The organism is Chromobacterium sp. Ag138, assembly GCF_055181315.1.
Map to the genome: position 1 here is coordinate 1447546 of NZ_JBUPWA010000001.1, position 13429 is coordinate 1460974.

13 protein-coding genes and 6 tRNA genes are annotated in these 13429 nt (G+C 66.8%); 13 read left to right on the plus strand and 6 right to left on the minus strand.

All coding sequences use genetic code 11. The features are described from left to right. Positions 1 to 87 precede the first annotated feature (87 nt). The 8 genes from ACY3GB_RS06425 to ACY3GB_RS06460 all read left to right on the plus strand — a co-directional run bounded on the left by ACY3GB_RS06425 (position 88) and on the right by ACY3GB_RS06460 (position 4012). Positions 88 to 163 (plus strand) — tRNA-Val (locus tag ACY3GB_RS06425). Positions 164 to 174: 11 nt separating this feature from the next. Beyond that, positions 175 to 251, plus strand: a tRNA-Asp gene (locus ACY3GB_RS06430). 32 nt (positions 252 to 283) lie between these two features. Continuing rightward, positions 284 to 360: transfer RNA gene (locus tag ACY3GB_RS06435), tRNA-Val, on the plus strand. A gap of 6 nt (positions 361 to 366) precedes the next feature. Next, a tRNA-Asp gene (locus ACY3GB_RS06440) sits at positions 367 to 443 on the plus strand. Positions 444 to 475: 32 nt separating this feature from the next. After that, positions 476 to 552: transfer RNA gene (locus tag ACY3GB_RS06445), tRNA-Val, on the plus strand. Positions 553 to 558: 6 nt separating this feature from the next. After that, a tRNA-Asp gene (locus tag ACY3GB_RS06450) sits at positions 559 to 635 on the plus strand. A gap of 161 nt (positions 636 to 796) precedes the next feature. Beyond that, positions 797 to 2329 carry a FecR family protein gene (locus ACY3GB_RS06455; protein ID WP_463088021.1) on the plus strand — a complete coding sequence of 511 codons (1533 nt, stop codon included), beginning with the start codon at positions 797 to 799 and terminating at the stop codon, positions 2327 to 2329. Between the two features lie 9 nt (positions 2330 to 2338). Further along, the gene (locus ACY3GB_RS06460; RefSeq protein ID WP_463088022.1) at positions 2339 to 4012 is read left to right on the plus strand and encodes a CHASE2 domain-containing protein; all 1674 of its coding nucleotides are present in this window, start codon (positions 2339 to 2341) and stop codon (positions 4010 to 4012) included. Positions 4013 to 4027: 15 nt separating this feature from the next. Here ACY3GB_RS06460 and ACY3GB_RS06465 read toward each other — a convergent pair whose 3' ends face one another. From ACY3GB_RS06465 to pmbA, 5 genes are all read right to left on the minus strand, one after another. Further along, complete coding sequence (locus ACY3GB_RS06465; RefSeq protein ID WP_463088023.1) at positions 4028 to 4528, minus strand: disulfide bond formation protein B; 501 nt, start codon at positions 4526 to 4528, stop codon at positions 4028 to 4030. 89 nt (positions 4529 to 4617) lie between these two features. Continuing rightward, a complete protein-coding gene (locus tag ACY3GB_RS06470; RefSeq protein ID WP_463088024.1) occupies positions 4618 to 5757 on the minus strand; it encodes a patatin-like phospholipase family protein in 1140 nt (379 codons plus the stop codon). A 167-nt stretch (positions 5758 to 5924) separates the two neighbouring features. Continuing rightward, a complete protein-coding gene (locus ACY3GB_RS06475; protein WP_463088025.1) occupies positions 5925 to 6818 on the minus strand; it encodes a DNA-3-methyladenine glycosylase family protein in 894 nt (297 codons plus the stop codon). Between the two features lie 3 nt (positions 6819 to 6821). Next, positions 6822 to 7469, minus strand: coding sequence for a DNA oxidative demethylase AlkB (alkB, locus tag ACY3GB_RS06480; RefSeq protein WP_463088026.1), 648 nt, complete (start codon positions 7467 to 7469; stop codon positions 6822 to 6824). Further along, positions 7466 to 8809, minus strand: a complete 1344-nt coding sequence (pmbA, locus tag ACY3GB_RS06485; protein WP_463088027.1) for a metalloprotease PmbA — start codon at positions 8807 to 8809, stop codon at positions 7466 to 7468. Before pmbA ends, alkB begins: the two co-directional genes overlap by 4 nt. An 82-nt stretch (positions 8810 to 8891) precedes the next feature. Between pmbA and yjgA the strand changes: the two genes are divergently transcribed. The 5 genes from yjgA to ACY3GB_RS06510 all read left to right on the plus strand — a co-directional run bounded on the left by yjgA (position 8892) and on the right by ACY3GB_RS06510 (position 12152). Then, positions 8892 to 9440, plus strand: a complete 549-nt coding sequence (gene yjgA / locus ACY3GB_RS06490) for a ribosome biogenesis factor YjgA (protein WP_021475258.1) — start codon at positions 8892 to 8894, stop codon at positions 9438 to 9440. Continuing rightward, positions 9440 to 10018, plus strand: a complete 579-nt coding sequence (gene mog, locus ACY3GB_RS06495; protein ID WP_463088028.1) for a molybdopterin adenylyltransferase — start codon at positions 9440 to 9442, stop codon at positions 10016 to 10018. Before yjgA ends, mog begins: the two co-directional genes overlap by 1 nt. Further along, the gene (locus tag ACY3GB_RS06500; RefSeq protein ID WP_463088029.1) at positions 10015 to 10974 is read left to right on the plus strand and encodes a YheT family hydrolase; all 960 of its coding nucleotides are present in this window, start codon (positions 10015 to 10017) and stop codon (positions 10972 to 10974) included. Before mog ends, ACY3GB_RS06500 begins: the two co-directional genes overlap by 4 nt. Before the next feature lie 70 nt (positions 10975 to 11044). Further along, positions 11045 to 11557: a PaaI family thioesterase gene (locus tag ACY3GB_RS06505; protein WP_463088030.1), complete on the plus strand. Its 513-nt coding sequence runs from the start codon at positions 11045 to 11047 to the stop codon at positions 11555 to 11557. A gap of 19 nt (positions 11558 to 11576) precedes the next feature. Next, the gene (locus ACY3GB_RS06510) at positions 11577 to 12152 is read left to right on the plus strand and encodes a hypothetical protein (protein ID WP_463088031.1); all 576 of its coding nucleotides are present in this window, start codon (positions 11577 to 11579) and stop codon (positions 12150 to 12152) included. Positions 12153 to 12158: 6 nt separating this feature from the next. Here the strand turns inward: ACY3GB_RS06510 and ACY3GB_RS06515 are convergent, their stop codons facing one another. Then, on the minus strand, positions 12159 to 13319 hold the full coding sequence (locus tag ACY3GB_RS06515) for an HD-GYP domain-containing protein (RefSeq protein ID WP_463088032.1): 1161 nt from the start codon (positions 13317 to 13319) through the stop codon (positions 12159 to 12161). Between the last annotated feature and the right edge of the window lie 110 nt (positions 13320 to 13429).

Here is a 13429-nt window from a genome sequence, read left to right on the forward strand (position 1 = left end):
GGTTAGAATACCGGCCTGTCACGCCGGGGGTCGCGGGTTCGAGTCCCGTCCACTCCGCCAACAGTTACAAAGCAGTACCCGGATATCGGGCGTTTAGCTCAGTTGGTAGAGCGTCTGCCTTACAAGCAGAATGTCGGCGGTTCGACTCCGTCAACGCCCACCAAAGTTTCGGTTGGAGTGGTAGTTCAGTTGGTTAGAATACCGGCCTGTCACGCCGGGGGTCGCGGGTTCGAGTCCCGTCCACTCCGCCAACAGTTTCAGGCAGTCGTAACACACAGTTTTCGGGCGGTTAGTCTCAGTTGGTAGAGCACTGCCTTCACACGGCAGGGGTCGCTGGTTCGAGTCCAGTACCGCCCACCAGAAAACGGAGTGGTAGTTCAGTTGGTTAGAATACCGGCCTGTCACGCCGGGGGTCGCGGGTTCGAGTCCCGTCCACTCCGCCAACAGTTTCAAGCAGTCGCAGCATACAGTTTTCGGGCGGTTAGTCTCAGTTGGTAGAGCACTGCCTTCACACGGCAGGGGTCGCTGGTTCGAGTCCAGTACCGCCCACCAGAAAACGGAGTGGTAGTTCAGTTGGTTAGAATACCGGCCTGTCACGCCGGGGGTCGCGGGTTCGAGTCCCGTCCACTCCGCCAATCTTGCAAAAAAGCAGCCTCAGGCTGCTTTTTTGCATTCTCCCATCGCACGTGCGCCGCTCGTCACAGCCGCCCCACCCCATTCGCATGTTGCGGTTGCAAAATGCCGGATTGCTGGCAATACTGTCAGACTTTTAAAAATTCATATCAAGAGATTTCACATGAACAAGACTGCCCTGCTGGCGCTGTGCTTGAGCAGCCACGCCTCCTGGGCCGGCAGCGGCGGCGAAGAGGCCACATGGCAATACACGGTTCAAGCGGGCGATACGCTGTGGTCCTTCGCGGCCAAGCACCTGACTTCGCCCGCTTATGTGCCGAAACTGCAACAGCAAAACGGCATCGCCAACCCCTATCGGCTGACGCCCGGCAGCCAGCTGGCCGTTCCCTATAGCTGGACTCGGCAAAACGAATCGTCGGTCACCATCGAAGCGCTGTCCGGCGCCGTCAACGTCCAGGATGCGGATGGACAGCCGCTGAAAGCGGCCCCTGGCCTCCACCTTCAGGCCGGCAGCCGGATTTCCACCGGCAAGGACGCCATGCTGAAATTGCGCATGGCCGACGGCTCCATGCTGCAGCTGTGGTCCAACAGCAAGCTGACGCTGGGCAAACAGGTGTACTACCCCACCACCGGCGCCATCCAGTCGCAAAACCGGCTGGATCACGGCTCGGCGAGCAACGCCGTGGTGCCCAGACAGCTGATGCCCAACCGTTACCAGATCTACACCCCATCGGCGGTGACCACGGTGCGCGGCACCGAGTTCCGCGTGCGCAGCCTGGACGACCAGGACACCGCGGCCGAAGTGCTGCATGGAAAGGTCAACCTGGCCTCCGATGGCGACGAGCTGGACATTCCCGCGGGATTCGGCGGCCGCAGCGGCGGCAAGCAATCGGTGGCCCTGCCCAAGGCCCCGACCCTAGACGGCATGATCACCGTCAGCCCCTTCAATCCTCCGCTGCTGGAGTGGCACAAACAGAACGGCGAAGCCGGTTATCAGCTCGCGCTGTCCGACACCCAGACCCAGCAGCAGCTGTACAACCGCGGCACGGAAACGGCACGCTTCTACCCCGAACTCCCACAAAATGGCCGCTACCTGCTGACCGTTCGCGCCCGCAACACCCAAGGCATCGAGGGCTACGACGCCAGCCGCGGCTTCACCCTGGCCGCCAGCCCGTTGCCGCCGCTGATTTTCAGCGACGCCAAGCGGACCAGCCAGCGCGCGCAGACGCTATGGGTCGGAAGCAGCGCCAGCCCGGAGCACCCCGCCTGGCTGCAAGTGGCTCGCGACCCCGCCTTCGCCGATATCTGGTACCAGGGCAGGCTGGAACAGGACGCCTTCGCGCTCAATCTGCCCGACAAGGGAAAATGGTATTGGCGGCTGGCCTCGCTGGATGACAAGGGCCAAGCCGGCCCCTACGGCAACACTCAGGAGCTGAGAATCAAGGCCTGGTATGAAATGGGCCTGCCCGGCGACCGCAAGCTGCAATCCCGCCGCTACCCGGTGGCCAAGGCGCGCTACACGCTGCAACTGGCCCGGCCGGACGAACCCGGCCGCATCATCTGGCAGCAAAGCGCCGACGAGCCCGCCTGGTCGCTGCTGCGCATGCCCAGCGGGCGTTTCGTCGTCACCATTCTGGTGGACGGCGACGGCGGATACCATGCCGAAGAACGGTATCCCGCGCTGCTTTTGCCGTAAAATCACGCGATGCGCTCCACCCAGATCTCCCGCTACAGCAGGGGCATTCCCCTGCTGCTCGCCCTGCTAGGCTTGCTGCTGATCGCCAGCCAGCTGCTGGGCCGGCTGGATTTCTGGCTGTACGACAGCCTGACCCGGGCCAACCCGCTGCACCCGCCGGACCAGAACCTCATCGTCATCGCCATCGATGAAAAGAGCCTGTCCGAGCTGGGCAGATGGCCCTGGCCGCGCGCCTACCACGCCCAGCTGCTGGACAAGCTGGGCGGCGCGAGCGCGGTCGGCTTCGACATCGCCATCGCCGAACCCTCTCGCGACCACCCCGAAGCCGACAAGCACCTTGCCGAAGCCATCCGCCGCAACGGCAAGGTGGTCGGCCCGGTGTTTCCGGAATTACAGGCCGGCCAGCTGCTGGAAACCCGCCCGCTGCCGCCTATCGCATCGGCGATGGCCGCGCTCGGCCACACCGATTACGAGCGCGACGAGGACGGCACCATACGCCGCGTCTACCTGCGAGCCGGCCTGGGCGCGCCGCGCTACCCCAGCTTCGCCGCCGCCGTCTGCGCCGTAGCCAACGGCCAGAAAGAGGCCATCCCGCCAGCCCAGCCGCCCCGCCCCGGCCAGGCCTGGCAACGGCGCGATCTGGTGATGGTGCCGTTCAGCAGCGGTCCCAAGCCCTTCCACACCGTATCGTACAGCGACGCGCTGAGCCGGCTGCCGGCCTCGTTCTTCGAAGACAGCATCGTGCTGATCGGCGTGACCGCCAACGGCCTGGGCAACCAACAGCCGACGCCGGTTTCGGCGAACAATACCGGCATGTCAGGCGTGGGAATAGACGCCTACATGGTGCACGGCCTGCTCACCCACCAACAGATACGGCCAATGCCGCTGCCATGGGAATGCCTGCTGGGCGCGCTGCTGCTGGGACTGGGCGACTGGCTGCTGTCGCGCCGGGTGCGCGCGCGCAGCCTGCTGGCCGGCTACGCGCTGGCCTCCGGCGCCGTGCTGCTGTCGTCGGCCGCGCTGCTTTACTTCGCCTCGATTTGGGCCGGCGGCAGCGTGGTGGCCATCCTGCTGCTGCTCAGCGGCACGCTGCGCTACGTCAGCGGCCAGGCCCAACTGTTCTCGCTGGCCTTCACCGATGGCCTGACCCGGCTCTACAACCGCCGCCACTTCGATGAAGTGTTCGGCCATGCCGTCGAGCAAAGCCGGCAAAAACGCAAACCGCTGGCGCTGCTCATTCTAGATATCGACCACTTCAAGAAATACAACGACCACTACGGCCATTACGCCGGCGACGAAGCGCTGCAAAAAGTGGCGCGGGCGCTCAAGGACTGTTTTCGCCAGAAGGGACAACTGGCCACCCGCCTGGGCGGCGAGGAGTTCGGCGTGCTGCTGACGCCAGGCGACGCGCCGCAAGCCTTGTCCGCCGCCGAGCGCTTTCTCGGCCATTTGGCGGCGATGGAGCTGCCCCACTCCGCCAGCCCGCTCGGCAAGATCAGTTGCAGCATAGGCGTGCGCGCCTGCGTCCCCGGCCCGGCCGACAGCACCCGCACCCTGTTCGAACAGGCCGACCAGGCGCTGTACGAAGCCAAACGCGGCGGCCGCAACCGCGCCAGCCTTTACTTTTCATCCGACGCCGGCGCAAAAAAAAGCGCGGACGATGCGTCCGCGCGACTGGATTGAGAATTCGGGCAACGCTCAGCCGCGGCGGCGGCGGGCAACCAGCCACAGCGTCCAGACGATGACGCCCGCGAAGAACACCGCCACCCAGAACGGCATGGTCATGCCGAGGAAGCGGCCATGGATTTCCGCGCACTCGCCGCTGCCCTTCAATACCTTGGACAACACATCCCACAAGGGAAAGGATTCCATCAGGAACTCCAGGCCCGGACCGCATTGCGGCACCTGGTCGGCCGGCAGGCTCTGCAGCCACAGCTGGCGCAGCGACACCCCCGCGCCCGCCAGGCCGGCCAGCGTCACCAGGCCGCCCCACGCCCGCGCGCCGGTCCGCCCGGGGTTGTGCAGCGCCGCCAGCAGCGCCAGCGCGCCCACGGCCATCACGCCGATGCGCTGCAGAATGCACAGCGGGCACGGCTCCTGGCCGAGCTGGTATTGCGCGAACAGCGCAAACCCGATGGCGCCGGCGCAGGCGGCCGCCACCAGCAAGAACCCCTGACGGTTCGTGATATTCAAACCCATCCCCCTTAACCTTTCCTGTTATGTCCAGTGAGTGAACGCAGTGTAAACGGAAAAGCTGAGATTGGGTCGGCGGGGCAAAGTTCCGGGCGTCACAACTCCAAAAATTCCCGGATCGCGTCCTTTTGCTGCAGGGTGTCGCGGTAGCCCAGCGCGATCAGCTCGCGGCAATAGGCCGGCTCGAACAACAAATAGGTGGCGAGCGCGGTGCCACGCTGCCGGGTGGCGCCGGTGCCGCGCATGATGAAACGCAGCATGGCCGGAAACAAATGGGTATGGCGATAGACGATGCCCTCCAGCGACTTGCTGGGATTGAGCTGGAAAATATCCACCTTCTTGAGCTGGGTCTGGTGGGCCAGCTCCTCGTGGCTCTGCAGCAGCGATACCGTATGGTTGATGCGGGTCAGACGCTCCATGTCCACCGCCATGCTGTCGATGAACACGCTGTTGAGCAGGTGGCCGAATATCTGGGCCGGCATCGGGTAAGAGCCGACATTGCGCCGCTCTATCGTGTCCGGCCGCTTGCTGGCCAAACCCACCACGAACAGCTTCTCCGCGCCCAGGTGCAGCGCCGGCGACAACGGCGACAGCTGGCGCACCGCGCCGTCGCAATAAAATTTCTCTCCGATCCGCACCGAGGGAAAGATCAGAGGAATCGCCGCCGTCGCCATCAGGTGGTCCAGCCCTATCCGTTCGCGCACGCCGTGCCGCTGATAGCGCATCCATTCGCCCAAGTGCTCCTGCCCTTGGAAAAAGGTGACCGACATGCCGGTGGTGTAGCAGGACGCGGTCAACGCCAGCGCCTGCAGCGCGCCGGAATCTATCGATGGCGCGATGCCCTCGAACGGCATCCAGCGTCCCAGCGTGTCGCGTAGCGGCGCGTTATCGAGAAAGCTCTGCGGATTGTTCCAGGCGTGGCCCGCGCTCAGCAGGGACACGCCGAAATGCAGGAAGGTCTTGATGAAGTAGCCGGCGCTGACGTCGTAAACGTCCGAGATATGCAAATGCTTCCACACCTTGGCCAACGTATTCACCGCCAGCTGGAAATTGCCGGCGCCGGCCGCCAGCGCCACCGCGTTGATCGCGCCGGCCGAGGTGCCGCAGATGATGGGAAAGGGATTGCGCTTGGGGTCCGGCAGCAAACGGGCAATGCCCAGCAACACCCCCACCTGGTAAGCCGCGCGGGCGCCCCCGCCCGACAGCACCAAGCCGATTCTGCTCGGTCCGCCCATGCTCGTCTCTTTCTTAACGCCTTGTCAGTACTATTTAGACATAGTCAAAAAGACGAAGCGACCGCAAGCGCCAGAACGAAGCCGGGCCAGAGCAGCCGGAAACGCGGGGACTGGCGAACGGCGAAAGCGCCTGCCGAAAATGGCGCCCAAGCGGCGCAAGCTGGCGCTCAGAAGCCTCCCGCCTGCAGCAAGGCCCACAAATGCGCGGCCACCAGCGCGCGCCATGGCGAGAACGCCTCCAGCCAGGCCTGCGTCTGCCGTTGGTCGGGCTTGTCGGCCATGCCCAGCACCATGCCCAGCGCCTTGCGCACCGCCACGTCCCCGTGCAGCGAGCCATCCAGCCAGCCGTAACCGCGCAGCAAGGCGTAGCTGACCGTCCACGGCCCGATGCCGGGCACCGCCAGCAGCCGTTCGGAAATATCTTCCGCCGCCGCGCCTTCCAGCCAGGCATCCAGCGGCAGCGCGCCGCTCGCCACGCCCTGGCTCAAAGCCAGGATGGCGCGGCTCTTGGCGCGCGAAAAACCGGCCTCGCCCAGCTGATCGGCCGTCAGCGCCGCCAGCCGCGACGCATCCGGGTGGCACAGCAGGCCGGAAGAATGGCGGCAATCGCACAACTGAAGCAGCCGCCGCCGTATCGTCACCGCCGCGGCCACGCTGATCTGCTGGCCGGTGATCGCCCAGGCCAGCGCCTCGAACGGCGTCGCCGTCTGCGGCACCCGCAGGCCGGCGCGCGCGGCGATCAGGCCGCCCAGTTGCGGATGGCCGCGGTATTGGCGCTCGAACGCCTCCACCGGCTGGTTCAGGCCCAGCATGCGCCGCCCCATGCGTTCCAGCTCGCCGGCGTCGTCCGCCCCGCCGTCCGCGTCCAGCGTCAGGACGGCCCGGCCGGAACGGAAGCGCAGATCGAGGCAGGCCGGCAGGCCCCGCCACAACAGGCCTTTCTTCAAGCCGTCGTCGCCCACCTGCTCGGCCAGCCGCTCGCCGTCGCGGCGGTGGAAAGCCAGGATGTCCTGCGGGCGGAAACCAGCCGGCAGCGGAATGTCGCAATGAATGACGGGCATGGATCAGCGGGCCTTGCGGAAAGTGAGATTGATGCGGCGTTCGCCCAGCAGCGGGTGGATGCCGGGCTGGACCGGCTGCACGCCATGGAAGCGCATCCGGTCCGGCCCGCCCCATACCAGCACGTCGCCATGCTGCAGCAGGATGCGCGCGGCCTTGTCGGCGCGGCGCAGGCCGCCCAGCAGGAATACCGCGGGCAGGCCCAGCGACACCGAGACGATGGGCGCCGAGAAATCGCGCTCGTCCTTGTCCTGGTGCAGGCCCATCCGGGCGCCCGGCAGGTAGCAGTTGATCAGGCAGGCGTCGGGATCGAAACCGGCGAAGCCCGACTCGGCGGCCGCGTCCCGCGCCAGCTCGCGCAGCGGATCGGGCATCGCCGGCCAGGGTTGGCCGTTGTCGGGATCGACAGCGGAGTAGCGGTAGCCGCGGCGGTCGGACACCCAGCCCCAGTCGCCGCAGCTGGAGGTGGCCACCGACATCGCCTGCCCGCCCGGCGTGACCATGCCGCGCGGCGGCGATTGCCTCAGCACCGCCTCCACCGCCTCCAGCAGCCGCGCCTCGCCGGCGCGGGCCCAGCCGTGCAGCAGCGCGGTCCCGGCCGACAGCGGCTCGAGCCACGGCCCCTGGTCCGGCGCGAACAGGCTGCCGCTCACTCCTCGCCGGCCACCGTCATGCCGCCGATCAGCACCGAGCCGATGCGGCGGCCGCCGCGATCCAGCACGTCGTCGGCGATCGCTTCGATATTGAGGAACATGTCGCGCAGGTTACCGGCGATGGTGATCTCCTCCACCGGGTAGGCGATCACGCCGTTCTCCACCCAGAAGCCGGCCGCGCCGCGCGAGTAATCGCCAGTCACGGTGTTGACGCCCTGGCCCAGCAGCTCGGTCACCAACAGGCCGCTGCCCATCCGGCCCAGCAGCTCGGCGAAGCTTTCGCCGGTGGAGTGGACCACCAGGTTGTGTGCGCCGCCGGCATTGCCGGTGGTCTGCATGCCCAGCTTGCGCGCGGAATAGCTGCTCAGGAAATATCCCTGCAGCACGCCGCCGTCCACCAGGCGGCGCGACTGCGTCGCCACGCCCTCGCTATCGAAAGCGCTGCTGGCCAGCCCGCGCAGCAGGAACGGATCTTCGTCTATCGTCACCCGGGACGCCATCACCGGCTTGCCCAGCGCGTCCAGCAGGAAGGACGATTTGCGGTACAGATTGCCGCCGCTGATCGCCGCGGCCAGGTGGCCCAGCAGCGACATCGCCACCGGCGCCTCGAACAGCACCGGGTGCTGGCCGGTCTTGACCCGCCGCCCGCCCAGGCGGCGCACCGCGCGCTCGCCGGCGATGCGGCCGATCTCCTCCACCGGCGCCAGATCGTTCGGATGGCGGGCGGCGGAATACCAGTAGTCGCGCTGCATCACGCCGTCCTGCTCGGCCACCACCGCGGCCGACAGGCTGTGGCGGCTGCCGGCGAAACCGCCGCTGAAGCCGTTGCTGTTGGCGTAGACGAACTGGTTGGCCTGGGCGGACACGCTGGCGCCTTCGGAATTGCGGATGCGGGCGTCCACCGCGCGCGCGGCGTCCTCGCAGCGGCGCGCCAGCTCGATCGCCTCCTCCACCGGCAGCTGCCAGGGGTGGAACAGGTCCAGGTCCGGCAGGTCGTCGGCCAAGAGCTGCGGGTCGGCCAGGCCGGCGCAATCGTCCTCGGCCGTGTAGCGGGCGATGTCCAGCGCGGCGCGCACGGTGTCGGACAGCGCCTCGTCGGAGAAATCGGAGGTGCTGGCATGGCCCTTTTTCTTGCCCAGGTAGACCGTGACGCTGACGCCCTTGTCCTGGTTGTATTCTATGGTTTCCACTTCGGACAGGCGCACGCTCACCGTCTGGCCGACGCCCTCGGAAACATCGGCCTCGGCCGCGCTGGCGCCTTGCTGGCGCGCCAGCTCGAGCACGCGGCCGGCGATCCCGCTCAAGGTATCGGGACTGAAACTGAATGTCTTATCTGCCATAGTATCTTTCGGAACGTGGAAACGGCCGGCGGCCTTTTCCGGTATCATACCAGCCTTGAAAACCGAGTGAGACCTAGCAACAATGACCGACCACCAGAACGACGACGATGGTTTCGTCAGCAAGTCCCAGCGCAAGCGCGACATGGACGCGCTGCAGGATCTGGGTAGCGAACTGGTCGAGCTGTCCAAGGATACGCTGAAGAAAATGGCGCTGCCGGAGGATTTGCTCTCCGCGCTGCTGGAATACAAGCGCTTGACCGCGCACGGCGCCATCCGCCGCCAGCTGCAGTACATCGGCAAACTGATGCGCAATGTCGATCCCGAGCCGATCCAGCAATACCTGCAGATTCTCAAGGGCGAATCGTCCGAGCACATCGCCTGGCAGAAGCTGCTGGAGCGCTGGCGCGACAAGCTGATGGCCGACGACGCCAACCAGCCGCTGTTCCTGCAGAGCTTCCCCGAGACCGACCCCAAGCAGCTGCATTCGCTGGTGCGCCAATCGCGCAAGGAAAAACAGGACAACAAGCCGCCCAAGGCTTTCCGCCAGCTGTACCAGCTGATCAAGGAACAAATCCCCGAGCCGGGCAAGCCGCGCATCTGGCAAAAGGATGAGGAAGAGGACGACGAGTGATGCTGAAGATAGGCCTGGTTTCCATTTCCGACCGCGCGAGCCAGGGCGTCTACGAAGACAAGGGCCTGCCCGCGCTGCGGGACTGGCTGTCCCGCGCCATCGCCACGCCGTTCGAGACGGTGAGCCGGCTGATCCCTGACGAGCAGCCCGGCATCGAGGCCGCGCTGAAGGCATTGGTCGACGACGAAGGCTGCCAGCTGGTGCTGACCACCGGCGGCACCGGCCCGGCGCCGCGCGACGTGACGCCGGACGCCACGCTGGCGGTGGCCGACCGCGTGATGCCCGGCTTCGGCGAGCAGATGCGCCAGATCAGCCTGCGCTTCGTCCCCACCGCCATCCTGTCGCGCCAGACGGGCGTGATCCGCAAGCAAAGCCTGATCCTGAACCTGCCCGGCCAGCCCAAGGCCATCCAGGAAACGCTGGAAGGCCTGCGCGGCGCCGACGGCAAGGTGGAAGTGCCCGGCATCTTCGCCGCCGTGCCCTACTGCCTGGACCTGATCGGCGCGCCCTACATCGAAACCGATGAAGCGGTGGTGAAGGCCTTCCGGCCCAAATCCGCCGTCAAGCCGGCGCCATGAGCTACCGCGCGCCGCGCTGGCTGCGAGGCGGCCATGCCCAGACCATCTGGCCGGCGCTGGCCGTCAAGCAGGACGCTCCGCCCTACCGCCGCGAGCTGTGGGACACGCCGGACGGCGCGCGCATCGCGCTGGACTTCGTCGACGGCCAGCCCGGCGCACCGCTGGTGGTCTTGTTCCACGGCCTGGAAGGCAGCAGCGCCAGCCACTACGCCAAGGCGCTGATGCAAGCGGTGGCGGCGCGCGGCTGGCACGGCGCGGTATCGCATTTCCGCGGCTGCGGCGGCGTGGACAACCCGCTGCCGCGCGCCTACCACGCCGGCGACGCCGCCGAGGTGCGCTGGATATTGCAGCGGCTGTCCGGCCGCTTCGCCGCCATCGCCGCCGTCGGCGTGTCGCTGGGCGGCAGCATGCTGCTCAACTACCTGGCCGACGACGGCGAAGCCGCGCTGCCGCGGGCCGCCGCCGCGGTGTCCGCGCCGCTGGACCTGGTGGCCGCCAGCACCAGGCTGGACCGCGGCCTGGGCAAGCTGCTGTACACCCGGATGTTCATGGACACGCTGAAACCCAAGGCGATGGCGTCGCTGCAGCGCCATCCAGGTCTGTTCGACGGCGCCAGGCTGAGCCGCGCGCGCACCTTCATCGAGTTCGACGACCTGGTCACCGCGCCCATCCACGGCTTCGGCACCGCGCTCAACTACTGGACCCAGGCCAGCAGCAAACCCAAGCTCGCCCGCATCGCCCGCCCCACCCTGGTGCTGAACGCCCGCAACGATCCCTTCCTGCCGGAAAGCGCGCTGCCGGACGCCAGCCAGGTGTCGGCCGCGGTGACGCTGGACTTCCCCGAGGACGGCGGCCATGTCGGCTTCGCCACCGGCCCCTTTCCCGGACGGATAGACTGGCTGCCGCAACGGCTGCTGGAATTCATCGCGCTGCATCTGCCCACCACATCGCCCTAACGTCATAAGCATTGACGATCCCGCCGCCGCAATGGCAAGTTTGAAGACTTGCCACCAGGGGAAATTTTCCATGCCGAGCCCAGACGCCGCCGAACGCAGCCTTACCGTCCAGTGGGACGATCCGATGATAGGCGCCCGCGCCGCCCAGACGCTGAGCGGCCTGGAATACCTGCGGGAAATGGAGGCGGGCCGCATCCCGCCACCGCCGGTGATGAGGCTGCTCGGCTTCGATTTCGTCCGCGCCGCGGAAGGCGAGGTCGAATTCGCCTTCGTCCCGCACGAATCCCATTTCAACCCGATAGGCAGCGTCCACGGCGGCGTGATCAGCACGCTGCTCGATTCCGCGATGGGTTGCAGCGTCCACTCGCTGCTGCCGCGCGGCAAGGGCTACACTACGCTGGAATTGAAAGTGAACTTCGTGCGCGCCGTCCAGCCCCGCCACGGCAAACTGCTGTGCAGCGGCCAGGTCATCCATGCCGGCGGCCGCATGGCTACCGCGGAGGCCCGGCTGCAGGACGAGGCGGGCAAGCTGTACGCCCACGCCACCACCACCTGCATGATCTTCGACGCGCCGGCCGGCTGATCGGCAAAAGGAAGGAAACATGCTCCGCTCCGCCTTACTGTGCTTCGCGTTCGCCTTGCTGACAGGCTGCGCCACCATGGCCGACCGCCTCAAAGGCTCGCTGACCCCGCCGCCGGGCCAGGCCTACGCCATCGTTTCGCTGACCGGCAAGGCCTTCGACCCTGACCGCGCCACCATCGGCCTGACAGTCAGCGACGCCGGCGGCCGCGTGGCGGCCCAGGACGTCGCCAGCCTGATCACCGACACGGTGTTCGGCGAGGAAGGGATGTCGCCGGCCGAGGGCAAGCTGGTGCTGATGGCGCTGCCCCCGGGCGACTACCGCGTCTCCGGCGCGTGGGGCCACTGGGTGGACGACGGCGCTTTCGGGTCCAATCTGCAGATGCGGCAGTTCCGGCTAAACGCGCCCTTCCATCTGGATGAAGGCGAAACGGTCTATTTGGGGCAGGTGCAGGTGGAAATGTCCTTCCTGCCGGAGGTGAAGCTGTCAGACGAGCAGCGGCGCGACTTCGGCCACATGCGGCGGGTATGGAAGATCAAGGACCTGAGCCAGGTGAAGATCCGCCCGCTGGCGATGCCTGCGGCGGCCCAGCCATAAAGCGACTCAGGGCTTGTACCACAGTTTGTACAGATAGGCGGGCTTGACCGCCGCCACCGCCGCGCTGACCGGCTCCATCACATGGTAGGCCGGCTGGCGGCTGTCGCGCAGCAGGGGATCGGCGTAAGGCGGGCCGTCCAGCTTGCGCAGCGCCGCCACCTTGGGCGTGTTGGCCTTGTCGCCGCGGTGCGTCACCACCGCCACTTCGTTGCTGGCCAGCCGAACGAAGCTGCCCGGCGGATAGATGCCCATCTCCTTCACCAGCAAGGACACATGCTGCGGCGGGAAACCGCCCAGTTCGCCGCGGAACAGGCTGCCCAGCACCAGCGCCGGCAACTGAGGCTGCGGGTTGTGCACGCAGCCGCACACCAGATCCACCATCTGCAACAGCAGGGCGTCGGTTTCGATCTCGTCTCCGGCCAGCCCCTGCGGATAGCCGCTGCCGTCCAACTGCTCATGTTGCTGCTGCACCAGCAAATGCCAGTATTCGTCGTCGACGCCCGCCTCCCGCAGCATGGCCGAGCCCAGCGCCGGGTGGGCGAACATCGCCTCCTGCTGCGCCGGATCCATCGGCGCGCTCTGCGCCGCCAGCTGGTTGAGCAAACCGGTGACGGCGAGATTCATGCTCAGGGCCGCCCCCAGCATCGGCCGCAGCTCGGCGTCGGACAAGCCCAGCCGCCGCCCCAATACCGCCAGCACCGCGGCCACGTGCACGCTCTGCGCGCTGCCTATGCATTGGAACGGCAACAAGAACACGCTGGCCAACACGCCGTCCGGGTGGCGGCGGCTGAGCGCCAGCAGCCCCTCGGCCATGCCCAGCAGGCTGCCGGCCAGGTCCCGCACCGCCAGTCCATGCTGCAGCACGCCCTCGGCCCGCCGCAGCAAGAAGGCCATCTCCTGCAGCGGGTTGGCGCTGTTGCGCTGCTGATCAGCCTCTTTCTCGCGCTGGGCGGCGCGTTCCAGCCGCTCGCGCTCGAGCTTGGCCGCCACTTCTTCGCTTTCGCCATGCCCCAGCTGCGCCAGGCGATCGCGCTGCTCCTCGGTCAGCACATACAGCCCGCGCTTCAGCAACAGCACGCCGTTCTTGGCGTACACATCGACCGGAGCTTGCTGGCCGGCGCGGAGAAAATTGCGCGGCAGTTTTACCTTTGCAGACGAATCCGTCATATTCCACTTGCATCAGTTGCGCCGGCGCCTTGCCGGCCATCGCTTCAAAAATCGTCCAAACATGTCCTGATGCTTGGACGCATTGCCGATTTTGTTAGTTCTAGTTAGAG

Excerpts from the sequence above, each read along its gene's own strand:
- ACY3GB_RS06455 (WP_463088021.1), top strand. The coding sequence starts at position 797 with ATGAACAAGACTGCCCTGCTGGCGCTGTGCTTGAGCAGCCACGCCTCC.
- yjgA (WP_021475258.1), top strand. The coding sequence starts at position 8,892 with ATGACCGACCACCAGAACGACGACGATGGTTTCGTCAGCAAGTCCCAG.
- ACY3GB_RS06510 (WP_463088031.1), top strand. The coding sequence starts at position 11,577 with ATGCTCCGCTCCGCCTTACTGTGCTTCGCGTTCGCCTTGCTGACAGGC.
- pmbA (WP_463088027.1), bottom strand. The coding sequence starts at position 8,809 with ATGGCAGATAAGACATTCAGTTTCAGTCCCGATACCTTGAGCGGGATC.
- ACY3GB_RS06500 (WP_463088029.1), top strand. The coding sequence starts at position 10,015 with ATGAGCTACCGCGCGCCGCGCTGGCTGCGAGGCGGCCATGCCCAGACC.
- ACY3GB_RS06505 (WP_463088030.1), top strand. The coding sequence starts at position 11,045 with ATGCCGAGCCCAGACGCCGCCGAACGCAGCCTTACCGTCCAGTGGGAC.
- ACY3GB_RS06465 (WP_463088023.1), bottom strand. The coding sequence starts at position 4,528 with ATGGGTTTGAATATCACGAACCGTCAGGGGTTCTTGCTGGTGGCGGCC.
- ACY3GB_RS06470 (WP_463088024.1), bottom strand. The coding sequence starts at position 5,757 with ATGGGCGGACCGAGCAGAATCGGCTTGGTGCTGTCGGGCGGGGGCGCC.
- ACY3GB_RS06515 (WP_463088032.1), bottom strand. The coding sequence starts at position 13,319 with ATGACGGATTCGTCTGCAAAGGTAAAACTGCCGCGCAATTTTCTCCGC.
- ACY3GB_RS06460 (WP_463088022.1), top strand. The coding sequence starts at position 2,339 with ATGCGCTCCACCCAGATCTCCCGCTACAGCAGGGGCATTCCCCTGCTG.
- mog (WP_463088028.1), top strand. The coding sequence starts at position 9,440 with ATGCTGAAGATAGGCCTGGTTTCCATTTCCGACCGCGCGAGCCAGGGC.
- ACY3GB_RS06475 (WP_463088025.1), bottom strand. The coding sequence starts at position 6,818 with ATGCCCGTCATTCATTGCGACATTCCGCTGCCGGCTGGTTTCCGCCCG.